The sequence below is a fragment of the Streptomyces sp. TLI_55 genome (assembly GCF_900206255.1).
In the GTDB taxonomy this organism is placed as follows: domain Bacteria; phylum Actinomycetota; class Actinomycetes; order Streptomycetales; family Streptomycetaceae; genus Streptomyces; species Streptomyces aquilus.
Map to the genome: position 1 here is coordinate 3,285,237 of NZ_OAOJ01000001.1, position 23,759 is coordinate 3,308,995.

Annotated in this window: 24 protein-coding genes and 1 tRNA gene; 13 read left to right on the forward strand and 12 right to left on the reverse strand. The window is 73.4% G+C overall.

What is annotated here, in order from left to right:
- Positions 1-3 precede the first annotated feature (3 nt).
- A complete protein-coding gene (locus tag CRP56_RS15175; RefSeq protein WP_097264254.1) occupies positions 4-1,611 on the reverse strand; it encodes a dynamin family protein in 1,608 nt (535 codons plus the stop codon).
- 320 nt (positions 1,612-1,931) lie between these two features.
- Here CRP56_RS15175 and CRP56_RS15180 point away from each other — a divergent pair.
- A tRNA-Arg gene (locus tag CRP56_RS15180) sits at positions 1,932-2,004 on the forward strand.
- Positions 2,005-2,081: 77 nt separating this feature from the next.
- On the opposite strand, the gene CRP56_RS47005 is transcribed toward CRP56_RS15180, so the two are convergent.
- Entirely contained in the window at positions 2,082-2,195 is a 114-nt protein-coding gene (locus CRP56_RS47005; protein WP_107484045.1) for an LPXTG cell wall anchor domain-containing protein, read from the reverse strand.
- Between the two features lie 54 nt (positions 2,196-2,249).
- Positions 2,250-2,819, reverse strand: coding sequence for a DUF2087 domain-containing protein (locus CRP56_RS15185; protein ID WP_097264257.1), 570 nt, complete (start codon positions 2,817-2,819; stop codon positions 2,250-2,252).
- A 184-nt stretch (positions 2,820-3,003) separates the two neighbouring features.
- Between CRP56_RS15185 and CRP56_RS15190 the strand changes: the two genes are divergently transcribed.
- On the forward strand, positions 3,004-3,285 hold the full coding sequence (locus tag CRP56_RS15190) for a chaplin (protein ID WP_097264260.1): 282 nt from the start codon (positions 3,004-3,006) through the stop codon (positions 3,283-3,285).
- Between the two features lie 110 nt (positions 3,286-3,395).
- Here CRP56_RS15190 and CRP56_RS15195 read toward each other — a convergent pair whose 3' ends face one another.
- The 7 genes from CRP56_RS15195 to CRP56_RS15225 all read right to left on the reverse strand — a co-directional run bounded on the left by CRP56_RS15195 (position 3,396) and on the right by CRP56_RS15225 (position 8,085).
- The gene (locus tag CRP56_RS15195; protein ID WP_097264262.1) at positions 3,396-4,262 is read right to left on the reverse strand and encodes a tyrosinase family protein; all 867 of its coding nucleotides are present in this window, start codon (positions 4,260-4,262) and stop codon (positions 3,396-3,398) included.
- Positions 4,246-4,800 carry a tyrosinase family oxidase copper chaperone gene (locus CRP56_RS15200; protein WP_097264265.1) on the reverse strand — a complete coding sequence of 185 codons (555 nt, stop codon included), beginning with the start codon at positions 4,798-4,800 and terminating at the stop codon, positions 4,246-4,248. Before CRP56_RS15200 ends, CRP56_RS15195 begins: the two co-directional genes overlap by 17 nt.
- 164 nt (positions 4,801-4,964) lie before the next feature.
- Entirely contained in the window at positions 4,965-5,480 is a 516-nt protein-coding gene (locus tag CRP56_RS15205) for a hypothetical protein (RefSeq protein WP_097264267.1), read from the reverse strand.
- Positions 5,481-5,697: 217 nt separating this feature from the next.
- Positions 5,698-6,195, reverse strand: coding sequence for a DUF5949 family protein (locus tag CRP56_RS15210; protein WP_097264269.1), 498 nt, complete (start codon positions 6,193-6,195; stop codon positions 5,698-5,700).
- A gap of 215 nt (positions 6,196-6,410) precedes the next feature.
- Positions 6,411-6,698: a hypothetical protein gene (locus CRP56_RS15215; RefSeq protein ID WP_059191876.1), complete on the reverse strand. Its 288-nt coding sequence runs from the start codon at positions 6,696-6,698 to the stop codon at positions 6,411-6,413.
- A 169-nt stretch (positions 6,699-6,867) separates the two neighbouring features.
- Positions 6,868-7,605, reverse strand: coding sequence for a hypothetical protein (locus tag CRP56_RS15220; protein WP_179851026.1), 738 nt, complete (start codon positions 7,603-7,605; stop codon positions 6,868-6,870).
- A 240-nt stretch (positions 7,606-7,845) separates the two neighbouring features.
- Complete coding sequence (locus tag CRP56_RS15225) at positions 7,846-8,085, reverse strand: chaplin (protein WP_059191878.1); 240 nt, start codon at positions 8,083-8,085, stop codon at positions 7,846-7,848.
- 290 nt (positions 8,086-8,375) lie between these two features.
- Between CRP56_RS15225 and CRP56_RS15230 the strand changes: the two genes are divergently transcribed.
- Genes CRP56_RS15230 through CRP56_RS15270 form a run of 9 tightly spaced genes read left to right on the forward strand, consistent with a single transcriptional unit; the run spans position 8,376 to position 18,780 of the window.
- Positions 8,376-9,458: a DUF3344 domain-containing protein gene (locus CRP56_RS15230; RefSeq protein WP_097264271.1), complete on the forward strand. Its 1,083-nt coding sequence runs from the start codon at positions 8,376-8,378 to the stop codon at positions 9,456-9,458.
- Between the two features lie 49 nt (positions 9,459-9,507).
- Positions 9,508-10,677, forward strand: coding sequence for a glycosyltransferase (locus CRP56_RS15235; RefSeq protein WP_097264274.1), 1,170 nt, complete (start codon positions 9,508-9,510; stop codon positions 10,675-10,677).
- Positions 10,674-12,098: an exopolysaccharide biosynthesis polyprenyl glycosylphosphotransferase gene (locus CRP56_RS15240; RefSeq protein ID WP_097264276.1), complete on the forward strand. Its 1,425-nt coding sequence runs from the start codon at positions 10,674-10,676 to the stop codon at positions 12,096-12,098. The genes CRP56_RS15235 and CRP56_RS15240 overlap by 4 nt, the downstream gene beginning before the upstream one ends.
- A 2-nt stretch (positions 12,099-12,100) precedes the next feature.
- Complete coding sequence (locus CRP56_RS15245; RefSeq protein ID WP_097264278.1) at positions 12,101-13,429, forward strand: O-antigen ligase family protein; 1,329 nt, start codon at positions 12,101-12,103, stop codon at positions 13,427-13,429.
- Positions 13,426-15,147, forward strand: coding sequence for a murein biosynthesis integral membrane protein MurJ (murJ, locus tag CRP56_RS15250; RefSeq protein WP_097264280.1), 1,722 nt, complete (start codon positions 13,426-13,428; stop codon positions 15,145-15,147). The genes CRP56_RS15245 and murJ overlap by 4 nt, the downstream gene beginning before the upstream one ends.
- Positions 15,131-15,871, forward strand: a complete 741-nt coding sequence (locus CRP56_RS15255; RefSeq protein WP_097264283.1) for a polysaccharide deacetylase family protein — start codon at positions 15,131-15,133, stop codon at positions 15,869-15,871. The genes murJ and CRP56_RS15255 overlap by 17 nt, the downstream gene beginning before the upstream one ends.
- A 1-nt stretch (position 15,872) precedes the next feature.
- The gene (locus tag CRP56_RS15260) at positions 15,873-17,042 is read left to right on the forward strand and encodes a glycosyltransferase (protein ID WP_097264285.1); all 1,170 of its coding nucleotides are present in this window, start codon (positions 15,873-15,875) and stop codon (positions 17,040-17,042) included.
- Positions 17,039-17,692: a lipopolysaccharide biosynthesis protein gene (locus CRP56_RS15265; RefSeq protein ID WP_097264287.1), complete on the forward strand. Its 654-nt coding sequence runs from the start codon at positions 17,039-17,041 to the stop codon at positions 17,690-17,692. The genes CRP56_RS15260 and CRP56_RS15265 overlap by 4 nt, the downstream gene beginning before the upstream one ends.
- Positions 17,689-18,780 (forward strand): GNAT family N-acetyltransferase, encoded by a 1,092-nt coding sequence (locus CRP56_RS15270; protein WP_097264289.1) that lies wholly within the window; start codon positions 17,689-17,691, stop codon positions 18,778-18,780. Before CRP56_RS15265 ends, CRP56_RS15270 begins: the two co-directional genes overlap by 4 nt.
- Positions 18,781-18,810: 30 nt before the next feature.
- Here CRP56_RS15270 and CRP56_RS15275 read toward each other — a convergent pair whose 3' ends face one another.
- A complete protein-coding gene (locus CRP56_RS15275) occupies positions 18,811-20,073 on the reverse strand; it encodes a glycoside hydrolase family 26 protein (protein ID WP_097264291.1) in 1,263 nt (420 codons plus the stop codon).
- Between the two features lie 150 nt (positions 20,074-20,223).
- On the opposite strand from CRP56_RS15275, the gene CRP56_RS15280 reads away from it, so the two are divergent.
- On the forward strand, positions 20,224-21,498 hold the full coding sequence (locus CRP56_RS15280; RefSeq protein ID WP_097264293.1) for a carboxylate--amine ligase: 1,275 nt from the start codon (positions 20,224-20,226) through the stop codon (positions 21,496-21,498).
- Positions 21,498-22,751 carry an NAD(P)-binding domain-containing protein gene (locus tag CRP56_RS15285; protein ID WP_097264295.1) on the forward strand — a complete coding sequence of 418 codons (1,254 nt, stop codon included), beginning with the start codon at positions 21,498-21,500 and terminating at the stop codon, positions 22,749-22,751. The genes CRP56_RS15280 and CRP56_RS15285 overlap by 1 nt, the downstream gene beginning before the upstream one ends.
- A gap of 57 nt (positions 22,752-22,808) precedes the next feature.
- Here the strand turns inward: CRP56_RS15285 and CRP56_RS49075 are convergent, their stop codons facing one another.
- Entirely contained in the window at positions 22,809-23,666 is an 858-nt protein-coding gene (locus CRP56_RS49075; RefSeq protein WP_097264298.1) for a chaplin, read from the reverse strand.
- Positions 23,667-23,759: the final 93 nt, after the last annotated feature.

The following is a 23,759-nucleotide window of genomic DNA, read 5'->3' on the forward strand; positions in this document are numbered from 1 at the left end:
CGGTCACCTCTCCTTCTGCAGTACGGACAGCGCGGCAATGAGTTCGGCCTGGGGTTCGGGGTGTACGTCGAGCGCGTCGAGCGGCGCGAGACGGCGCTCGCGCTCGGCGTGCACGACCCGGTCCAGGCACTCGCTGAGCAACCGCCCGCCCCGGTCGCGCAACCGCAGCGCGCCGTGGGCGCCGAGGCGCTCGGCGAGGCCCTCACCGGCGGTCCGCGCGCGACGGCCGCCGAGCAGAACGGTGGCGACGAGGGCGGCGATCACCTCGGGGTCGGGCGCGACGCTCCGCTCCAGGTCGCGCACCTCTTCCTCTGCGTACTCCTCGAGCTCGCGCCGCCAGCGCCGTACGGCGAGCCCGATCCGGTGCTCGGGGGTCTCCAGTGCAGGGTCGCGGCCGGTGAGTTCCGGGGCGCCCGCAGCGGGTTCGCGCCGCCAGGCCTCGTCGACGCGTTCGTCGGCGGCGGTGACGGCGCACAGCAGGAGCGCGGCGAGGCTCTCCATGAGCGCTTCGAGGAGTTCTCCGGCGGTGCAGTCGAGCGGAAAGGCCCGCCACCGCTTCAAGGCGTCCCCGGCCAGCACGGCCCCCGCCTGCAGCCGCCCCCGCACGCGCGCGTACTCGCTGTCGTACGCCCCGTCGACGGCGGCGGTGAGCCGCAGAGCGGCGGCGTACTGGGCGGCGGCGGCGCCGGCCAGCTCGGGCATGCGGGACTTGAGGGAGTCGAGGACGCCGTGCGCGGTGCGCGCGAGGGCGTGCTGCCGGGAGGCGGGGTCCTGGGCCTGGTGCAGGAGCCAGGTCCTGAGCGGCGCGACGGCGGTGGCGGGAAGCAGTCCGCCGCCCCAGGCCGACTCGGGCAGCTCGGGCACGGTGAAGCGGGGTACGTCGCCGAGTCCCGCCTTGGTGAGCAGCGCGGCGTACTGGCGCGACACCTCGGAGACGACCTGGTGGGGCACCCGGTCGAGGACGGTGACGAGGGTGGCGTCGTACTCCTTGGCGGTGCGCAGCAGATGCCAGGGGACGGCGTCGGCGTACCGCGCGGCGGTGGTCACCATGACCCAGATGTCGGCCGCGCAGATGAGTTCGGCGGCCAGGGTGCGGTTGTCGGCGACGAGGGAGTCGACGTCGGGGGCGTCGAGGAGGGCGATGCCGGGCGGGAGGGTGTCGGCGGTCTCGACGCGCAGCACGCGCGTGGGGTCCTCGCCGGGCAGCAACAGGTCGTCGCCGCCGTCCTGCTGGGGCACCCACACGCGCGTGAGGTCGGGCAGGACCCGCATGCCGCTGAACCAGTGATGGTCCTCCGGATGGCACACGAGTACCGGGGTGCGGGTCGTGGGTCGCAGCACGCCGGCCTCGCTGACCCGGCGTCCCACAAGGGAGTTGACGAGGGTCGACTTCCCGGCGCCGGTCGAACCCCCCACCACGGCGAGCAGGGGAGCTTCGGGTTGCCTCAACCGGGGCACCAAGTAGTCGTCGAGCTGGGCGAGCAGTTCGTCGCGGTTGGCACGCGCGCGTGGAGCCCCTGGGAGGGGCAGCGGGAAGCGTGCGGCGGCGACACGGTCGCGCAGGGCGGAGAGTGCGTCGAGCAGCTGAGGCCGTACGTCCAAGGTCACCACATGCGAAGAATGCCCAATTTTAGGGGATTTCTGAAGCATATGAGCATGTCTGCGCGCCGACAGGACACAAGGGACGGAAGGGGTGACCGGGACAACGGCATAGTCCAGGCATAACGAGTACACAACACCCGTGGCGCGAGACGCCAAAAGCGATGCACGATTCGTACCTGCCTGCGATTATCAGGACCGCTTCACCGAACCTCCACATCGAGCCACGGAGGCGAAGCAACAGGGACATGGATCCGGGAGCCCTATCCTTGTCCCCGGCAACGTCACGGATCAGCCCACACCCGGGCACCAGACACGAGGCCACCACACCGGCCCCCGTAGCTCAGTGGATAGAGCAGGCGCCTTCTAAGCGCTTGGCCGCAGGTTCGAGTCCTGCCGGGGGCGCCCTTTTCTCAGCTCTCCTTCGGGAGGGCGTTTTTGCTGTTCAGAGCGGGTTCGCCCCCGTCGTCACCGTGTCGTGCCTACCTTCGGCGTCGGATGTACCAACCGGCCACCAGCACGATGAGGATGGCGATGACGAAGGCCCACACGGTCGTTGCGCCGTGGTACGAGCGGTACGCAGTCAGAGCAAGCATGTACCGGCGGATACTCCGGGCGGGTGGCTGCAGCCCACCCGCGTCGTGCGATGTTCAGGCCACCCGCCGGTAAATCCCCTCGCTCCGTCGCAGATGCTGCAAGTCCACCAGGTAGCGCCGGAGCGTCACATGGTCGGTCTCGCCCTCCTCGCACCAGGCACGGAGTTTCTCGTTGACCGTCCGTTCCGGGTACTCGACGCCCGGTTCGAAGGTCTGCTCGGCGATGTGCTGCAGTACCCGCTTCTTACGGGTCCACTGCGCCGGCAGGCGTACGAGTCGGCCGTCCCGTACGAAGGTCCGGAGGAGTTGGTCGGTGTCGGTGTTCTCGTCTCCCGACCCCGGAGTCCCGGCGGACCGGGTCGCCTTCTCCCGGTCCGCGCGTGCGTACTCGCGGAACAGGTCGTAGGCGACGACCAGCCGAGGCCCGTCCTCGTCCCCGTCGCCGCCCGTCGCCGTCACCGCCCCCTGCTCGCGCAGCTTCAGCAGGGCCAGGGCCGTTTCCTTCGCGGGTACTCCGGCCGCCCGGGCGACCTCCTCCGGGGTACCGGCCCCCAGCGCGACCGCGGCGAAGACCCGCACCCGGTTCTCGTCGGTGAACAGGCGGATGAGTCGGTCGGTAGCCATGCCCGAAGGCTAGGGGAGGGACGACGGCCCGGCTAAGCGATTTTCCCGTCTCTCAGGCGGCCCCCTGTTCAGAAAGGGTGATCCGCACATGATCGCCGTTACCAGCGGTGAGCGGCGGCGTTGAACGGGAAGTGCGGTGGCGCGTCCTGCTGCCGCGCGGTCATCGATCCAAAAGGAGAACGTGATGTCTCGCATCGCGAAGGCTGCCGGAGTCGCCCTCGGCGCCGGTGCCATGGCGCTCGGCGGCGCCGGTCTGGCCATGGCGGACGCGGGCGCCCACGGTGAGGCCGTCGGCTCGCCGGGCGTCCTGTCGGGCAACCTCGTCCAGGTCCCGGTCCACGTGCCGGTCAACGTCTGCGGTAACACCGTGAACATCATCGGTCTGCTGAACCCCGCCTTCGGCAACACCTGCGCCAACGTCAGCGACGGTCACGACGACAAGAGCGGCTACGGCTACGGCGACTGACGTCCCGTCCGTACCGAAGAGCCCCGGCACTCCGAGCGCCGGGGCTCTTCCCATGTCCCGCGCAGTGGTCTCGCGAAACCGCCCCGCGAAACCCCCGCCCCCCAGAGACGTCACGCGTACCGATAGATCCTGCCGACGTCCTCCAGCGAGTCCGGCGTCACGCCCCACGGCGGCAGCTTCTCGTGCCGCGCCACGATCCGCCGGTACTGCGCACTGCCCGGCGCCGCCGGCTTCGCGGGCAGATAGCGGGCGCCGGGATGCCGGCGCTGCCAGCGGGACCACTGCAGGTCGACGAAGGCGTGGTGCATCCAGAACACCGGGTCGTTGACCGACGCGCCGCCGACCATGACACCGCCGACCCACCGGTGCACCCGGTTGTGATTGCGCCAGGCGGCGGAACCGCGCCCGCTCCCCCACCCCTCCAGCCGGTTGCGGAACCCCTTCGCCGCCGTCGAGTCCCAGGGCGAGACGTCGTAGACCGGGTCGGCCAGCGCCGACTCCAGCTCGGCCTTGGTCGGCAGTTCGATCGGGTCGCCGGCGCGGCCGAGGTCCCGGGTGAGGAACTTCCCGTCCGTGACCCCCTCCTTGATGGTCCAGTTGCCCGTCGCGTAGGCGAACGGCCCGGTCGTCACCTGCCGGTCCGAGCGCCGTCCGGTGCCGCCGAGCAGGTCCGCGGTCCAGGGCCCGGCACCGGCCTTGCGGTCCTTGGTCCAGTCCCAGTACGGCACCGTCACCGACGCGTCGACCCGGCGCAGCGCCCGCTCCAGGTCCAGCAGGAACCGGCGGTGCCAGGGCAGGAACGACGGCGTCATGTGGGCCGTACGCAGGCCGCCCTCGCCGTCGGTGACGTAGTAGTCGATGTGCATCCGTACGAACTCGTCGTACTCGCCGCGCCGTTTGATCTCCAGCATCGCCTTCACGAAGCGCCGCTTCTCCGCGCTCGTGAGCGTGCTCGCGTCCTTACGGACGTACGCCATGACGTCCCCCCATGTCACCCATCTCGCCCACGCCCATGTCCCCCGTCCCGCTCATGGTTCCCGTGTGGCCCATGGGGGTCTCGCGCAGTTGCTGGCCCGGCCCCAGTTCGTCGACCGCGGCACGGGCCGCTTCGAGAGGGGTCTCGTACGACCGGTAGTGGTCGACCATGCTCAGCCAGGTGCCGTCGGCGCGGCGCATCAGCTCCAGTTGGCGGCCGTCGACGGTGACATGCCACTGATCGGCGTCGGAGGCGCGGCCCGCGGTGGTCTTGATGCCGCGGATGTGGCGGCCGTGGTAGGTCTCGTCGAAGGCGACCTCGCCGGGGTCGTCGGCGCCTCGCGGTGGCCGGGAGGCGGCGACGAGCGGCGCGAGCGCCAGCGCCCCGGCCGCGGTGAACAGCCCGCGCAGGACATCCCGCCGACCGCTCCCATCTCGTACGACGTCCGGCACCCGACCGGGTCTGGCCTGGCCGTGCGCCCCGACCTCCGCCACGGCACCCGCTACTCGCCCCGTCACTCCACCGACACTGACGACCATCCTGTGCTCCTCCCGGTTCGATAGATCCGTAGCGGTAACCGAGAAGGAGCCCGCACGGTCACCGTCCGGTGGTCCGGACGGAGCCGTACGGGCTCCGAAGGAGGGCGCCGGCGTGGATCCGAAACCGGAACCGCACAGGCCCCGGAGGCCGACGCAACCCGCGTCTAAAGGCCCGGCCCCGCGACCAGGTTCGCGGCCGGCACGGTCTGCAGGACCGGCGTGAGCACGCCCACCTGGGGCAGCTTCGGCTCGGGGAGGCCGAAGTTGTCGGCGTTCGGCGCGGTCAGCGGGGCGTCGACGGACAGGCCGGGGGCCAGCGTGCGCAGGTCGGAGGCGGGGGCGGCGACGCCGACGTGGTCGAAGTCGTCGCCGAGGATGTGCGGCAGCGGCGCGCGCAGACCGGCGCCGGGCAGCCCGCCGGAGACCGGCAGCTGCGGGATGACCCGCTCGGGCAGGAGCCGGCCCTCGACGTACTGCGGGCCCTCGGGGGCGCCGGGCATCGGCAGCGGGATCTCGCCGCCGAGCTTGGGCAGCTCCACGTTGAGGGACTTCTCGACGCCGTCCAGCGGCACCGGCACGGGGACCGTGTCCACCGCTGCGGCGGGGGTCGCGGCGGCGCCCACCGCGGCAGCGACGCCCGTGATGACGGCGGCAAGGGTTCGGCGGGTGGTCGGCTTCATCTCAGGCACGGTCCCTTTCAGGGTTCGGCGGTCTCAACGTCCGTACCGCGTAACGATCCTGAGCCGGTCACCAGCGCAAGATTCCCCCGGCTGCCGCAGTAGTACGACGGCTCCATAGGCTGAATATCGACAGGACGAAAAGTCGGATGACCCGCAAAGCCCACCGGGGGCCGAGGCCCGGTCGCGCCGCCTCGGCCCCCGCACCCCCTCAGCCTTCTCAGCCCCGCAGGCTCCGCGCCGGCAGCACGATGTGCGCCGCGGCGTTCAGCGTCTCGTCCGCCCCGGCGAACGCGGCCAGCGCCTCCGGCTCGACGGGCTTGCCCGGCTCGGCCTCGGGCCAGGGGCGGGTGGTGAACACGAAGTAGGCGAAGCCGCGTTCGGCGACGGCCTCCAGCCACTCCGGCGGCGGGGCGCACTGCGCGTTGAAGCCGGGCATGTTGACGACCGCCGTGCCGGACTCGACGAGCAGGCTGACCGGCAGGCTCGGCCGGGCGTTGCCGTCGACGAGGTCGCCGCCGACGGGCAGGCCGTTGTTCTCCAGCAGCGCTTCGACGGCGGCCGTGGCGGCCTCCGGTCCGGCCGCGGCGTCCCCGAGGGTGTAGGCGAGGAGGTAGGGCATGTCGCCGTCGGGGGCCTCGCCGCTCCAGGCCATGACGACGAGCGTGCCGAGGTCGGCGGCGTTGAAGGGGCGGGTTTCGCTTGAGGTTGAGGTCACCGCGCGACCATATCGACGGGGCCGAATGGGTCCCCGTCCGTTCTCACCCGACCGGGCGACATCCCGCACACGGTCCACACGATCGAGGGACGCCTTCTCGAACACGCCGCGAAAAACACACCCCGTGAAAAACACACCGCGGAGTATTTTCCCAAAACAAAGGGCCGATTCCGTACGCCGCGGAATCGGCCCTTGTGACGCGGGCGGGGAATACCTCAGCCGCCCAGCGGCAGACCGCCGAGCAGCCCGCTGGAGTTCAGCGTGCCGGTCGCGCCCTTGACGGTGTTGAGCACGGAGTCCTTGTTCTCGGTGTCGAGCGCGTTCGACTGGTGCTGGAGCGGCATCACGTCGGCGGGGGCGAGCCGACCGCTGGTGAGCTGGTTCACGGCACCGGTGAGGCTGGTGGGCGTGACGTCGGCGGCGCTGTAGGCGAACGCGGGCGCGGCAGCGCCGGCGAGGGCCACGGAACCGGCAACTACAGCGGCAGCCTTCAGGGACTTCATCGTGTTCCTTTCAAAGAGAATTCTGACGCCGTGCCTAACGATTCTTGCGCGGCCCGGAAACTCTGTACGCAGAAATTTTCTGCAACCCGAAAGGCCCAAGAAAAAACAATAGGAAAACAAAACAGCCGTTGTGCGGGTCGGTGGACCCGCACAACGGCTGTGACGGCGATCAGGAGGTGGGCAGCAGCCCGCCGACCGCGCCGGTCGCGGCACCGGTGTCCACCGGGAGCGGTACCGGCACCGGCAGCGGGAGGCCGCCGGCCAGCAGGAGCGCGAGGACGGCGTTGAGGAGCTTGCTCACCACCGCGGTCGCAGCCGGGACCACCTTGGTGGGGTCGCCGCCGGTGGCCGCCGCGAGCAGGTCGCTGACCGCCTGCTGCAGGGCGGCGAGCGCGTCGCTGACGGCGTCCGCGGACGGCGCCTTGGAGTCGTCGCCGCTCTTGGTCGCGGGCAGCGGGAGCAGCCCGGTGACCGGGGCGGCCGCGGCCGGGGTGGTCGGCGTGGCGGTGGCCGCCGGGGTGGTGGGAGCCGTCGTGGCCGCCGGGGTCGTCGGCGTCACCGGGGTCTCCGGGACCGGGACCGGGGCGGCCGCGGTGATCTTGGCGATGGCCGCCTTCACGGCGTCCAGGAGCTGGGTGGCCTGTTCGGGCGAGACCTGGCCGTCGTCGGCCTTGAGCACGGTGTTCAGGACATCGGTGACCGGGGCGAGCAGGGACCCGAGGTTGCCCAGGGTCTGGACCTGGGCGAGGAGGGCGTCCGCGCCGGGGAGGGGTGCCTTGGCCGCCGACTCGACGCGCTCGCGCTTCGACTCGTGGTCGGCCGCCACCGCGGCGGGCGCGGTGATTGCGAACAGCAGGGCGGCGGTGACGGCGGTGGAGGCGAGACGCAGTGCGGGCAGAGCACGCATGGAGATTCCCTTTCGGTGGGGACGGATCTTGAGCCCACCGTGAAAGCGCTCGCCACACCCTGCAACCGATACAAGGCGGAGCGTGACCGTCCGGCTCGCGCGTCGTCCCTGGTGAGACGCCCTGTCAAGCCTCACTCGCCATGTCGGCGCACCGATCCCCCGTTTGGGGCAACGCAAAACCGGCCGCCCTCCTGAGGGGGAACCACAGGAGGACGGCCGGCGAAGGGGTCCGAACGGACGTCAGTCGTTGACGCAGGTGTTGCCGAAGGCGGGGTTCAGCAGACCGATGACGTTCACGGTGTTACCGCAGACGTTGACCGGCACGTGGACCGGAACCTGGACGACGTTGCCCGACAGGACGCCCGGGGAGTGGGCGGCCGCGCCCTGCGCGCCGGCGTCGGCGGCGGCGATGCCGGCACCGCCGGCGACGGCCGCGACAGCAGCGGAGGTAAGGACCAGGCCCTTCGCGATACGCGACATGGAGAGGTGCTCCTTGGGTTGACACAAACACCCGGGCGGATGCCCGGCGCTGTGTCAACGCGCGGCGCGCGCGGGGGTTGTGCCGCCAATGGGGTGATCTCCGGACGGACCCCGCTTCACCATTCCGACACACTTGTCTGCTTTCTCCGGATTAATACGCATAGCGGCTAGAGTTGCGGACCTCCCGACGCACCCTCATTGCCGGCAAATCGCACTCATCTGACGCCCTGGCATCACGACCCGGGCGTGCCTCCTGTGCCCCGCAACCTCCCGGAAGGGCCACCCCGGTCATGCGCCAATCCCTGCGTCCGCTGCTGCGCCGAGCGACGGTGGGAGCCCTCGTCCTCGTCTCCGTCTGGGCACCGGGCGGCGCCCTCGCGGCGGCCCCGCCCTCCCCGGCGGCGCCCCGCCTGCCGTTCACCGAGCGGTACCGCGCGCTCCAGCACGGCGGGATCGTCCGCGCGGCCAACGCCGCCATCAGCTGCCGGGCGACCGCGGCCCAGCCCTCGTGCCCGGCGGTCCGCGAGGGCGGCACGGCGGTCAACGGCGACCTCGACATGTTCTACGTCGACGTCGACACCGACCCGAACACCTACAACTCCTCCCGCGCCGAGGTCCGTCTGCCCGAGGGCGCCCGGGCCACGTACGCGCGCCTGTACTGGGGCGGCAACCTGCGCGTCGGCGAGCAGAAGCCGCCCGCGGACAACGGGCGGGTGCTGATCGCCGAGCCCGGCGGCCAGTACAAGGAGGTCCTCGCCGACACCCTGGTCGGCCACCGGGTGGCCCAGGGCGCGGACGCCTACCAGGCTTCGGCGGACGTCACGAAGCTGGTGCGGGAGAGCGGTTCGGGGCTCTACACGGTGGCGCAGCTCAACGTGGCCATGGGGAAGTCGAAGGCCGGCGCGTGGGGCGGCTGGACGCTGGTGGTGGCGTACGAGAAGGCAGCGGAGCCGCTGCGGCAGCTGGCCCTCTGGGACGGCTTCGACACGCTGACGTCCGGTCAGGACCTCGCGCCGAGCGGGCTGCGCTTCCCCGAGGGTGCCTCCGGCCGGGTGGGGCTCGTCGCCTACGACGGCGACCGCGGCCGAACGGGCGACAGCCTCACCCTCTCGGCCGACCGCCGGGCCCCGGTCGTGCTGGCCGACGCCGCCAACCCCGGTGCCGACGTGCTGAATTCGACGATCAGCGAGCCCGGCGATCGCCCGGCGACGCGCGTCCCGTCGTACGCGAACACCCTCGGCTACGACTCCGATGTGTTCGATCTCGGGACGGCTCTGCGGCCGGGTGGTGACCAGCTGGCCTTCCGGCTCGTTTCCCAGCGGGACGCGGCGTGGGCCGGCGCGCTCTTCGTCGCCGTCGACGCCCGCAGTTGAGGCGCGTTCCCGCCCGTCCCGAGCCGTCCGTGAGCGAGGAAACCGCGCAATGCACCAGTCAGCAACCGACCCTCGGCCACGGGTCCTGCACCTTACGCAGCCCGTGGCAGGCGGGGTCGCCCGGGTCGTGACGGACCTGGTGGAGGCCCAGCTCACGGCCGGTTTCCAGGTCACGGTGGCCTGTCCGGACGGGGACTTCGCGCAGGGGCTGCGGGCGCTGGGCGCCGACGTACGGCCGTGGGCGGCGACGCGGTCGCCGGGGCCGTCGCTGCCGGGTGAGGTACGGCGGCTCGCACGGGTGGTCGAAGAGGTACGGCCCGAACTGGTGCACGCGCACAGCGCGAAGGCCGGTCTCGCCGGCCGGCTCGCGGTGCGGGGTCGGATTCCGACCGTGTTCCAGCCGCACGCATGGTCGTTCGAGGCGGTCGGCGGGACCACCGCGGCGCTCGCCCTGAAGTGGGAGCGCTGGGGAGCGCGTTGGGCCTCCCGGGTGGTGTGTGTGAGCGAGGCGGAGCGCGCGACCGGCGTGCGCGCCGGGATCGCCGCCCCCTGGAGCATCGTCCCCAACGGGATCGACCCCGCCCGCTTCCACCCCGCTGCCGTGGGCACCGTACGCGCCTCCCTCCTGCCCGATGTCGATCCCGCCGCCCCGCTCGTCGTCTGTGTGGGGCGGCTGTGCCGGCAGAAGGGGCAGGACGTGCTGCTGCGGGCGTGGGAGGCGGTGCTCGACCGGGTGCCGCGGGCCCGGCTCGCACTCGTCGGCGACGGGCCCGACCACGATCGACTGCGGGCACTGGCACCGGAGTCGGTGCTCCTCGTCGGCGCCGTCGCCGACGCCGCCCCCTGGTACCAGGCCGCTGATCTGGTCGTCCTGCCCTCGCGCTGGGAGGGCATGGCGCTCTCCCCGCTGGAGGCGATGGCCTGCGGGCGGCCGGTGGTGCTGACGGACGTGGACGGCGCCCGGGAGAGCCTGCCGCCGGGTCTCGTACCGCACTGTCTCGTCCCGCCGGAGCAGCCCGCGCCGCTCGCCGGGGCCGTCGCCGAGCTGCTGCTCGACCCGCTGCTGTGCGAGTCGCTCGGCCATCAGGGACGCCGGCACGTCCTGTCCACGCACGACGTGCGGCACACCACCGAGGCGGTCGCGGACCTGTACCGCGAACTGCTCGGTACGACAGGTCGCGTCATGCCCTCCGAGTACAGGGAGTCGATCCACTCGTGACCGCGGAAAGCACGCTCCCCTCGCCCGGCGGGCAGCCGCACGACCCCGGCTTCTCGCCCGTCGCGGTCCTCGCGTCGCGCGGCGTCCCCGGCGGTTTCCGGTTCCCGCACCGCCGCCCGCAGCCCCGGCCCGCCTCGCCCGTGCCGCTGCTCACCGCGGACCTGGCCGCCGCCCTGCTGGGCGCCCTCGCCCTCACCGGCACCGCGCACCAGCCGCTGCTCGCCGCCCTGCTGGTCGCCGCGTCGATGCTGCTGCGCCCGCAGGTGCCGCGCGCGGTGCCGGGCGTCCTCGACGAACTGCCCGCCGTGTGCGGCCGGATCGCGGTCGCCTGGCTGGCGCTCGGCGCGCTGGTCGCCGCCCACACCCCGCAGTACGCCCTGTCCTTCAGCTCTCTCGCCGCCGGTTTCCTGCTCCAGTCGGCGGGGGCCTGCGCGGCCCGCGGCATCGTGCACCGGCGGCGCCGCACCGCCCTGCGCGACCGGCCGCGCGCGGGCCTCGTCATCGGCCCCGCCGCGACCGCGCAGCGCGTGGCCGCCGGGCTGCTGCGCCACCCGCGCTGCGGGGTGCGGCCGGTGGGCGTGGTCGCCGAGCAGCCCGACGGCAGCGACGGCCTGCCCGTGCTGACCACCGGCGAGGAGGTCGAGCGGGCGCTCATCCAGAACGGCGTCCGGGACGTCCTGGTCGTGCACCCCTCGGTACGGTCCCAACAGGGGCCGCTGCTGCGGGCGCTGGCCGAGTCGGGCTGCGCGGTGTGGGAGGTCGACGCGGACTCCCCCTCGTACGCCTCCCGCGACCAGCTCGCCGGATACGCCTGCCGGCGTCTCGACATGGGCGGACGGCGGCCCGGCAGCATCGGCAAGCGGCTCCTCGACGTGCTGGTCGCCGGGACGCTGCTGCTGCTGGTCAGCCCGTTGCTGCTGGTGTGCGCGGTGGTGCTGCGGCTCACCGACGGACCCGGTGTGGTCTTCCGGCAGGAGCGCATCGGCAAGGACGGCCGCCCCTTCACGCTGCTGAAGTTCCGCACCCACCGCCCGGTCGACGAGCACGAGTCGGCGACCCGCTGGAGCGTGGCCGACGAACGCCAGATGTCGTGGTTCTGCCGCTTCCTCAGACGCACCTCCCTCGACGAGCTGCTCCAGCTGTGGAACGTCTTCTGGGGCGACATGAGCCTCGTCGGGCCGCGCCCCGAACGCCCTTACTTCGTCGGCAAGTTCAGCCAGATGTACCCCGGTTACGCGGCCCGCCACCGGATGCGCACCGGCATCACCGGGCTCGCCCAGATCCACGGGCTGCGCGGCGACACCTCCATCGAGGACCGGGCCCGCTTCGACAACGCGTACATCGACAACTGGTCGCTGTGGCAGGACATCTGCATCCTCGCCCGCACCGCCGCCGCGCTCGTCCGCCCGACAGGGAGCTGACCATGAGGCTGCCTCGGGTACTGCCGGTGCTCCCGGCCGTCGTGGTGATCGCCCTGCTGGGGCTGCCGATCGGGCCGGGCGGCGAGGGCGGCGCTGGTCCGGCCGACGCGGTCTCCGCGCTGATGGTGCTGTACTGCGGGATCCGGCTGGTACGGGACCGGCGGCGCCCCCTGTCCCGTACCGCCGCCGTGATCCTGGGCCTGCCGGTGCTCGGGCTGGCGATCGCCGCGACGGGCGCCGCGAGTCCGGGGGCCGGGATCACCGGCATGGGCCGCTACCTCCAGATCTTCGTCCTCGTCCCCGCGGCCGTCCTGCTCCTGATCCGGCACCGCGGTGACTTCCGTGTCCTCGCCTGGTCCTTCGTGGGGCTGGCGCTGTGGCAGGGGGCGATCGGCGTGCACCAGTTCCTGACCGGGACCGGCGCCTCGTACCAGGGGCAGGAGATCCGCGCCGTCGGCACCTTCGGGGCGCAGGACGTGATGGGGATGGCGACCGTCGTCTGCTTCGGGCTGATCTGCGCGGTCGGGCTGGCGCTGGGCACGACCGCCGTACGGCAGCGGGCGGTCGCCGCGTGCTGTGCGCTGGCCCTGCTCGTGCCGCTGGCCCTGTCGTTCAGCCGCGGGGCGTGGATCGCGACCGCGGTGACCTGCTCGGCGCAGCTGGTGCTGGCCGGGATGCGGCGGGCGCTGAAGGTGGGGGCCGTGGCCGCCGCGCTCGGGGTGATCCTCGTCGGCGGCTTCGGCGTCGGCTCGGCGATGCTCCAGGAACGCGTCAACAGCATCACGCAGGTCACCGACGCACCCGACCAGTCCGTCACCGACCGGTACACGATGTGGGCGGCGGCCGTCGACATGTGGCGCGAACAGCCGCTGACCGGCGTCGGGTTGAAGGGCTTCCCCGAACACCGGGACGCCCACGCCTCGCTCGCGCTGTCCGCGGGCAGTGACACGGAGGGCGCCGGCGCGGCCTTCCGCAAGCAGCCGTTGCTGTCCCCGCACAACATGTACCTCCTGATCCTCGCGGAGCAGGGCCTGATCGGGCTTCTGGCCCTCGCGGGAGGCTGGTCGGCGCTGCTCGTGTGCGGGCTGCGGGGGCTGGCGCGGGTGCGTCCGTCGGGGCGGGGGCTCGACTGCGGGCTCGTCGCCTGCGGGCTGCTGGTCTGGCAGTTGACCGACTTCGTGTACGCCGACATCGGCGGGCCCTCGACCGTGCTGACGGCCGTGTGCTTCGGGCTGGCGGCGTGGTGGGGGCTGGCCGGCGGCGGCCCGCGGGAGACCGTGCCGGTACCGCCGCCGGTGCCCGCCCGCACCGAGGAGGCCGCCGCGCGATGACGGTGACGCCTTCCCGGCTGCCGCGGGGCGACGAGGACACGGGGGACGACGCGAGCACGGAGGCCGGCGGCGGCGCCGACGCCCCTACGAAGGCCGCCCCCCTCCCCGCCGCCCGTACCGAAGTCCCACCCCCCGGCGCCACCGACGTAGCCCCCGCCTCCCGGCGCTTCCTCGCCAAGGCCGCTCTCGTCACCGCCGTCCTCACCGCCGCCGGTGCCGTGCTCGGGCTTGCCCGGGATCAGGCGTTGGCGCGGCTGTTCGGGGCCGGGAGTGAGACGGACGCCTTTCTCGTCGCGTGGACCATCCCGGAGTTCGCGTCCACCCTGCTCATCGAGGACGGCCTGGCCTTCGCGCTGGTCCCGGCGTTCAGCCTGGCGCTGGCCCGGCGGGCCCAGGGCGCCGGCGGCGACCCCGTGCGGGCCCTGGTCGGCAGTACGCTGCCCCGGCTCTCCCTCGCCTTCGTCGCCGTGTCCGCACTCATCGCCGGCACCGCCCCCTATCTCGTCGAGGCCCTCGCGCCCGGCCTGCCCGACCCGGCACCGGCCGTCGACTGCACCCGCCTCACCGCGGTCTGCGTGCTCGGCTTCGGGCTCGCCGGGTACTGCAGCGCGGCCCTGCGCGCGCACCGCAGGTTCCTCGCGCCGGCCGCGATCTACGTGGCGTACAACACCGGCATCATCACGGCGATGTTCGTCCTGGGCGGCCAGTGGGGCGTGCGGTCGGCGGCGATCGGGGTGGCCGTCGGCGGCGCACTGATGGTCGTCGTACAACTGCCCTCGTTCATCCGCGAGTTGCGGCGCAAGGCGCCCGCCGTCGAGGAGCCGGCGGACGGGGACTCCGAGCCTGCCGTCACCGGCGCGCTCGTCGCCACCGTCCTGCTCTTCGCGCTGTGCCGGCAGTCGCAGACCCTCATCGAGCGGCTCCTCGCCTCCACGCTCGACGCGGGGGCCATCTCGCACCTGAACTACGCGCAGAAGGTCGCCCAGATCCCGATGACGCTGTCGATGATGCTGTGCACGGTCACCTTCCCGGTGGTCGCGCGGGCGCTGGCCGACGGTGATGTCGAGCGGGCCCGCACCCGGGTGGAGCGGGACCTGGCGCTGGCCACCTGCGTGCTGCTGCTCGGCGCGTCCGTGGTCATCGCCTGCGCCCCGCAGATCGTCGAACTCCTCTTCCAGCGGGGCGCGTTCACCCCCCGGGACACCGCCGCGACCGCGGCCGTCATGCGGGTGTACGCCCTCGGACTGCTGGGTCAGACCCTGACCGGCGTGCTCGTGCGGTCGTACTTCTCCGCGGCCCGCCCCAGCTGGTACCCGGTCGCCGCGATGGCCACCGGCATCGTCGCCACGTCCTGGATCGGCGCCTGGACGGTGGGCCCGTGGGGCGTGCTGGGCATCGCCGCCGCCAACGCCTCCGGCATCACCGTGACGGCCGTGGTGCTGCTCGCCGGGATGGGGCCGCGCAGTGTGCCGATCCGGGTCCGGCGCGTGCTGGGCGAGCTGAGCAAGCCGGTGCGGGCGGCGGTGATCGCGACCGTGGCCGGGACGTTCGTCGCCGAGCAGGTACCGGCGGCCGTGCCCGGGCTCGCCGCGGCCGGCACCACCGCGGTCGCCGTGTTCGTCCTGCTCGCCTGGGCGCTGGACGCCCAGGGCGTCGTACCCGCACTCCGATCCGTACGCACCCTCACGCGGAGGCTCACGCATGGCCGCACCCGTTGACCGCGCCGCTCCCCCCGGAGCGCGCACCGCTCCCTGGATCGCGATGTACCACTCGGTCGGCGACTGCTCCGACGACCCGTACCGCATCACCGTCACCCCGGACCGGCTCGACCTGCAGCTGACCTGGCTCGCCCGGCGCGGCCTGCGGGGCGTCTCCGTGGCCGACCTGCTGACCGCGCCCGACCGCACGGACCTCGTCGCGCTCACCTTCGACGACGGGTACGCCGACTTCGTCACCGCGGCCCTGCCCGTCCTGCGGCGGCACGGCTTCGGCGCCACCGTCTTCGTGCTGCCCGGCCGGCTCGGCGGCGACAACGCCTGGGACCCGCTGGGCCCGCGCAAGCCGCTGCTCACCGCCGACGGCATCCGCGAGGCGGCGCGGGCCGGCGTCGAGATCGGCTCGCACGGTCTCACCCACGTCGACCTCACCCGGGCCGACGACCTCCGGCTGAAGTCCGAGGTCGTCGAGAGCCGGGCCGCGCTGGAGGAGATCACCGGCACGGCGGTCGGCGGCTTCTGCTATCCCTACGGCGCCCTCGACGAGCGCGCCGTCGACGCCGTACGGGAGGCCGGGTACCGGTACGCCTGCGCCATCGACCCCGGCCGGGTCGACAGCCCGCTGGCGCTCCCCCGCGTCCACATCGGGCAGAACGACACCGCCGTCCGCCTCTTCCTCAAGCGCCGGCTGCACCGACTGCGGCGCCGCCCCGTCGAGGGGGTCTGAGGTGAAGGCACTGCACGTCATCACCGGGCTCGGCATCGGCGGTGCCGAGCAGCAACTGCGGCTGCTGCTGCGGCACTTGCCGGTCGACTGCGACGTCGTGACGCTCACCAACCCGGGCGCGGTCGCCGACGGCCTGATCGCCGACGGGGTGCGGGTGACGCACCTCGGCATGGCCGGCAACCGTGACCTGGCCGCGCTGCCCCGGCTGGTGCGGCTGATCCGCGCGGGCGGCTACGACCTCGTCCACACGCACCTGTACCGGGCCTGTGTCTACGGCCGACTCGCCGCCCGGCTCGCCGGGGTCCGCGCGGTCGTCGCCACCGAACACTCCCTGGGCGACTCCCAGATGGAGGGCCGCCGCCTCACCGCCGGCGTCCGCGGCCTCTACCTGGCCAGCGAGCGTCTCGGCCGCGCCACGGTCGCCGTCTCCCCCACGGTCGCCCAGCGCCTGCGGAACTGGGGCGTGCCCGCCCCCCGCATCGAGGTCGTCCCCAACGGCATCGACCTGGCCCGCTTCCGCTTCGACCCCCTCCAGCGCCTCCACACCCGCCGCCGCCTCGGCCTGCCCGAGGAGGCGTTCGTCATCGGCGGCATCGGACGCCTCACCGCCGGCAAGCGGTTCGGCACCCTCATCCAGGCCCTCGCCCAACTCCCGGAGGACTGCTGGCTGTTGCTGGTCGGCGGCGGCCAGGACGAGAGCGTCCTGCGGCGCACCGCCCACGAGGCCGGCGTCGCCGACCGGGTCCTGTTCACCGGCGAACGGCCCTACGTCCCCGACGGCTCCCCCGGCCCCGACCTGCCGTCCCTCACCTGGGCGATGGACGTCCTCGCCTCGCCCTCACCCGAGGAGGCGTTCGGCCTCGCGGTCGTCGAGGCGCTGGCGTCCGGGCTGCCGGTGCTCTACAGCTCCTGCCCGGCGATCGAGGACCTGCCCGCCGAGGCGGCCGTCCTCGCCCGCCAAGTCCGCGGCGGCGCCGACGAGTTCGCCCGCGCCCTCGCCGCGGCCCGCGCCGCGGGCCCGCGACCGCGCACCGCCCCCGAAGCCGCCCACCACTACTGCATCACCCGCAGCGCCGCCCAGCTGATGGACGTCTACGCGGCCGCATCCTCGTCGTCCCCGGCACCGCCCCCGTCACCGTCCACGTCACCCCAGGGAGTCAGTTCCTCATGACCGAGAACCCCACCGGACCGCGCCGCCCGGCGGTCCTCACCCGCGCCAAGACGCTCCCCGCCTGGTCCCTGCTCGCGGCCGGCGCCGTCGCGGGCGGCCTGCTCGGCGGCGTGTACGGCCTCGCCAAGACGCCCGCCTACACGGCGACCAGCTATGTCATCGCCGTCCCCACCGAGAAGTCCGACTCGGCCTCCGCGCTCGGCTTCGCCCAGGCCTACGGCCGGGTCGCCACCCAGCTCGCGGTGCTCGGGGACGCGCAGGTGTGGGCGGGAGTGCCCGTGAAGACGCTCAAGTCCAGTGTGCAGACGGCGACTTCGCCGGACGCGCCGATGGTGGCGATCACGGCGACCTCCGCCCGCCCGGACCTCGCCGCCGACATGGCCAACGCGGTGGCCCGCGCCCTGACCCGGCACGCCGACAACACCGAGTCGGCCACCAACGTCGAGCTCCAGCAGTTCGCCCGCGCCACCAAGCCCACCGAGCCCTCCTCGGCCTCCCCCGCGCTGACCGGCCTGGTCGGGGCGAGCGCGGGCGGGCTCCTTGGCGGCCTGGTGCTGCTGGTCCGGCCGCGCCGCAGCACCGAGGAGCCGGGCCGGCCGGCCTCCGTGCCCGGCCCGGCCGTCGCCGCCGACGCCCACGGCCAGCTGTGACGTACACGACGCAACTCGTCACCGACGACACCGTCTTCGCCGCCCTCGCCCCCGACTGGACCCGCCTGTACCGCCGCTGCTCCGCCGCGACCCCGTTCCAGAGCCACGCCTGGCTGCACTCCTGGTGGCTCTCCTACGGCCGGCGCGGCCGGCTGCGCGTCCTCGTCGTCCGCGACCACGACGACCTGGTGGCCGCCGCGCCCCTGATGCGCGTCCACCGTCCGGTGCCGTCGCTCGTGCCGCTGGGCGGGGCGATCTCCGACTACGGGGACGTCCTGCTGGACGACGAGCGGGGCGAGGCGGCGGTGGCCGCGCTGGCCGAGGGGCTCGCGGCGGCGGCCCGCACCGCGCTGGTCGACCTGCGCGAGGTGCGCCCGGGCGGCGCGGCCGAGCGGCTCTACGCCCACTGGCCGGGCCCCCGGCGCCGGGTCGGCGACTCGCTCTGCCTGGAGCTGCCCGCCGTACCCATGGACGAACTGATCACCCGGCTGCCGTCCGCCAAGGCCCAGCAGCGGGTGCGCGCCAAGCTGCGCAAGCTGGCCTCGCTCGGCGTCGAACGGCATGTCGTCGAGCCGGACGAGGTCGACAAGGCACTGCGCCGGCTGCTGGAACTGCACCAGCTCCAGTGGCAGGGCCGGAAGGTGACGAGCGAGCACCTGCGGCCCCGGTTCCGGGACCATCTGGTGCGCTCGGTCGGGCCGATGGTGGCGGAAGGCGACGCGGTCGTCACCGAGTTCCGGCTGGACGACGACGTGGTGGCCGTCGACCTGACCCTGCTGTCGCGGCGGCTGGCGGGCGGCTATCTGTACGGCGCCCATCCGTGCCTGCGGGAGCGCAAGGCGGACGTGGCGGTGATGCTGCTGGACGCGTGCACCGGGCAGGCCCGCGGCACGCTGAGCCTGCTGCGCGGCAACGAGCCGTACAAGCACCACTGGAAGCCCGAACCGGCCGTCAACCAGCGGCTACTGCTGGCCCGCCGGCGCACCGCCCCGCTGCTGGCGGCCGCGCTGTGCGACGCCGCGGCCCGCCGGCGCGGCAAGGAGGTGCTGCGCCGATGGCGGGAACGCGGCGGTGGCGGCGGATCGTGACCGACCCGCCGCCACCGGGGCTGCCTTCCGTCACCGGGTGCGCGACCACCAGTCGAAGCGCATGCACAGCTTCCCGCCGATCCAGTACTCGACCCACTCGCCCAGGTCCATCGGTGAACAGTTGGGCGGGGTGGTCGGGGTGGGGTCGGGAGTCGGGTCCGGGGTCGGAACCGGGGTCGGCTCGGGCGTCGGTTCCGTCGTCGGCTCCTCGGGAGTGCGGCCGAAGAGGATCGAGCGGTAGGCGTCGGACGCCTTCGGGTTGTCCTCGCACTGCCAGACGCCGTGCGGGCAGTAGTCGGTCAGCGTGTTGTACAGCGGCTTGTGCTCGTCCATCCACGCGAGCATCCGCCGCATGTATTCGGCGTTGTCACCGTTGCGGAAGAGTCCCCATTCAGGATAGGAAATTGCCTTGCCGTGGGATTTGGCGAAATCCACGTGCTCCTGAAGTCCGTAGGGCTCTTTCACCTGCTGGTCGAACGAGAGTCCTTCCGGCTGGTCGTACGAGTCCATGCCGATGATGTCGACCGTGTCGTCGCCCGGATAACACTGCGTCCAGGCAATCGCGTCCCGGCCCCGGCTGGGCGTGAAATCGAAGCGGAATTTCTGGCCCGGCACCGAACGCATGGTGGTGACGATCCTGTTCCAGTACGTCTTCCAGGCCTCCGGGTCCGGCCCGCAGCGATGGGTGTACGTGATGCCGTTCATCTCCCAGCCGAGCACGATCACCGTGTCCGGCACGTTCAGCTCGACCAGCCGCTCGGCGAGGCGGCGGAAGTGATGGTCGAACTGCCCCACCGCGCCCCGGCGCAGCAGCAGCCGCACCTCGGCGTCGGAGACGTGGTCCTCGTTGCGCTCCAGCATGGGGACGTTGAGGACCAGCATCCGGTCGTTCTTCTCGTTGCGCCAGTCCGCCCACACGTCGAGGAAGCCGGGGGCGCCCTCGATGTTGCTCCAGCGGTCGCCGGGCAGATAGGTGTGGCCGACGCGCAGCTCGGTGCCGCCCAGCCAGCGGCTGAGCTCGGCCATCCGGGCCACGCCGCGCGGGCCGTAGTCGAGGTAGGCGCCGAACGCGGGCACCCCGGGGGCCGGCTTGGGCTCGGGTTCGGTGACGGGGGCGGCGGCCGGGGACGACTCCGCCGGGACCGCGGGGACGGCAGGCGTGGGAGCGGGCGGATCGGCGGCCCCCACCCCCGCGGCGAATCCGGGCCCCACGGCCAGGGCGGCGGACGCGGCGGTCGCCACCGCGATGAACGCCAGCCGACCGGTCCGGGCCCTTCGCTGCTGTGAGTCCATGCCTGCTCCTTTCTCACTCTCGCGCTCTGGGGACAGGTGAAACGCGTTACCTGACACTCAGTCATATGAATATGAACTACGCCACCGTGCTTACGGCTTTCGGGTGGCCCGCTCGCCCGCACGGGTGAAACGACCGAAGGAATTGAATCCGTGTCGCTGTTCGACACCCGCGTCCCCGCCGTTCTGCTGCGGATCGACCGGAATCCCTTTCACCACGGAACGCTGGGAGCCGTGCGCTCGCTCGGCCGGGCCGGAGTGGAGGTGCATGTGATCGCGGATTCCACCGGAAGTCCGGTGTCCCGGTCGCGCTTTGTACGGCAGATGCATCCCCCGCCGCCACCGGGCGCGCCCGCCGCCGACATCGCCGTCGCCCTGCGCCGGATCGCCGCCCGGGTCGCGCGCCCCGCGGTACTGATCCCGATGGACGACGCGAGCGCGGTGGCGGTGAGCCGGCTGCGGGCGGAGCTGGCGCCCTCCTATCTGCTGCCCGCGACGCCGGGTCCGCTGGCCGAGCGGGTCGCCGACAAGGCGGAACTGGCCGCGCTGTGCGCGTCCGTGGACGTGCCGCACCCGCTCACGCTGATCCCGGACAGCCCCGCCGACGCCGCTGCCGCCGCCTGGCACCTCGGGCTGCCGGTGGTGGCGAAGTGGAGCCGCCCCTGGCTGCTGCCGGCCGGCGGCGGCCTGCGCAGCACGGTCCTGCTGCGCTCCGCGCAGGAGGCCGGCGAGCTGTACCGGCGCTCGGCGGAGGCGGGCAGCCGGCTGCTGCTGCAGGCGTTCCTGCCGCCGGAGCCGGACGGCGACCGCTTCTGCCACGGGTACGCCGACCGCTCGGGCACCGTCCGCGGCGGCGGCACCGGCGTCAAGCTCCAGTCCTGGCCGCGCGGCGCCGGGTTGACGGCGGTGGGCCGGTGGACGCCGGACCCGGTCGTGCAGACGCTCGCCCAGCGCCTCACCGCCGAACTGGGCTACCGCGGCATCTTCGACCTCGACTTCCGCCGCGGCCCCGACGGCCACCCGCACCTCCTCGACTTCAACCCGCGCCCGGGCGCCCAGTTCCGGCTGTTCTGCGACACCGCCGAGCTGGACGTCGTACGCGCCCTGCACCTGGACCTGACCCACCGTCCGCTGCCGGACGGGGCGCCGCGGGCCGGGCGGGAGTTCGTGGTGGAGAACTACGCCCCGCTGACCGCCCTGCGCCCGGCACCCGACGGCCGGGAGCCGGCCTGGTACGCCGCGGACGACCGCGGGCCGGGAGTGGCGATGTGGGCGTGGTGGGCCCGGCACGTGTCCCGACGGGTCCTGGAGCGGTTGCGCGGGCTGTGCGCGCCGCCCGGTGAGCGGGCGGGCGCGCGGGTGGTGCGTCAGGGATCCGCGCCGGACCTGACCGACCTGTCGGACGACGAGAAAGCGAGCAGCCGCTGATGTACGACCTGCTGGTGGTGGGCGCGGGCCCGTACGGCCTGTCGATCGCGTCCCACGCCGCGGCCGCCGGACTGCGGGTGGGCGTCTTCGGGCGGCCCATGGCCTCCTGGCGCGACCACATGCCCCGCGGGATGTTCCTGAAGTCGGAGCCGTGGGCGTCGCACCTCTCCGACCCCGGGCGCCGCCGGCGCCTCGACGTCTACTGCGCCGAGCAGGGCCTGACGGCCCGCCACGGCGAGCCGATCCCGGCGGAGGTGTTCGCCGCGTACGGCCTGTGGTTCGCCCGCACCGCCGTTCCCGAGGTGGACGAGCGGATGGTGACCCGGGTGGTCCGGTGCGCGGGCGGCTTCGAGGCGGTGACGGACGACGGGGAGGTGGTGCCCGCCCGTACGGTCGCGCTCGCGGTCGGCGTCCTGCCGTTCGTCGAGATCCCCGCCTCCCTCACCGGCCTCGACGCCTCCCTCGTGACGCACAGCAGCCACCACGGCGACCTCGACCGCTTCCGCGGACGGGACGTCACCGTGGTCGGCGGCGGTCAGGCGGCACTGGAGACGGCGGCGCTGCTCGCCGAACAGGGCACGCGGGTACGGGTGCTGGCCCGCGCCGGTGAGCTGCGCTGGAACGACGTGCCGCCGCCGTGGGAGCGCCCGTGGTGGCGGCAGGCCCGCTCCCCGCTCAGCGGCCTGGGCTGCGGCTGGCGGAACTGGTTCTACGCCGAGCGCCCCGGCCTCTTCCGCCGCCTCCCGGAACCGACCCGGGCGCGGATCGCGGCGACGGCGCTGGGCCCGGCGGGCGCGTGGTGGGTACGGGACCGGTTCGAACCGGCGGTGGAGGTGCGCCTGGGCCACGAGGTGGCGGCGGCGCGGGCGGTGCCGGGGGGACTGCGCCTGGACCTGACGGACGGCACGGGCTCCGCGCACACCCTGGAGACCGAACACGTCATCGCCGCCACGGGTTTCAAGGCGACCACCGACCGCCTCACCCTTCTCCCCGCCGACCTGCGCACCACGCTGGCCACGGCCGCCGACGGCTCCCCCGAGGTCACGCGGGACTTCGAGTCCCCCTCCCACCCGGGCCTGTTCCTGGCCGGCCTGACCACGGCTTCCGCCTTCGGCCCGGCGATGCGCTTCGTGTACGGCGCGACCTACACGGCGGACGCACTCGTACGAGGGGTACGGCGCCGTCTGCGCACGGGCGTGCCCCTGATCCCGGCACCGGGCCGGCGCGGGGCGCCGGAGACGGCGCGGCGGTGAGGGGCCGCGGCGCTGAGGGGGCGCGGGTGCCGGACACGGGGTCCGGCACCCGGCGCGTCAGCGGTGGGACGCGTTCCTGCCCCGGCGGTACAGGACGGCCCCGGCCGCGATGAGGGCGGCGCTGGCACCGGACGCGGCGAGCAGGGCCTCGCTGTTGCTGCCGGTGTCGGGGAGGTGGGGCGGCGGACCCTGGTGCCCGGGGGACGAGGGCGGGCCACCGTGACCGGGCTGAGTCGGCGTCGGCGTCGGCGACGGTTGGTCACCGTAACCGGGCGGGGTCGGCGTCGGAGTCGGCGTCGGATGGCCAGGGGGGCCAGGAGGGCCAGAGGGTGTCGGCGTCGGAGTCGGCGTCGGATGGTCACCGTAACCGGGCGGGGTCGGCGTCGGCGTGTCCTCCCCGCCGTACGGCGGCGCCGTGTGCTCGTCGCCGTAGCCACCGCAGTGGTCGCCGAACGCCGGGTTGAGCCCGCTGATCACGTCCACGGTGTTCCCGCACGCGTTCACCGGCACGTCGACCGGCGCACCGGCGTGGTTGCCGGAGCCCACGCCGGGCGAGCCCTCGGAGCGGCCGTGCGTCGAGGAACCGGAGCCGGTCCTGTCGTGCCCGGACCCGTAACCGGAGTCGCCGCCGCCGTACGGTTCCCCGTACGACCCGCCCTTGGGCGAACCCGAGTCGTTGGCACAGGAGTTGCCGAACGCGGGGTTCAACAGGGCGATGGCGTCGACCGAGTTGCCGCAGGCGTTCACCGGTACGTCGACCGGGACCTGGACGTCGTTGCCGGACAGGACTCCGGGCGAACCCTTGGTCGCCCCGCCGGCGTCCGAGTCGGCGAAGGCGGGGCTGCTGCTGCACAGGGACAGAATGCTTGTCGCGGCGGCCGCCGCGACCATTCCCCTACTCAGGGTCTGTCGCAATCTCGTTGTCTTCCTGCTCGAAGAAGTGGGAAAAGCCGGCCTTGGAAGGCACAGAGCAGTCCAAGGCCGGCTGTCACATAGCCGGAGCGGCCG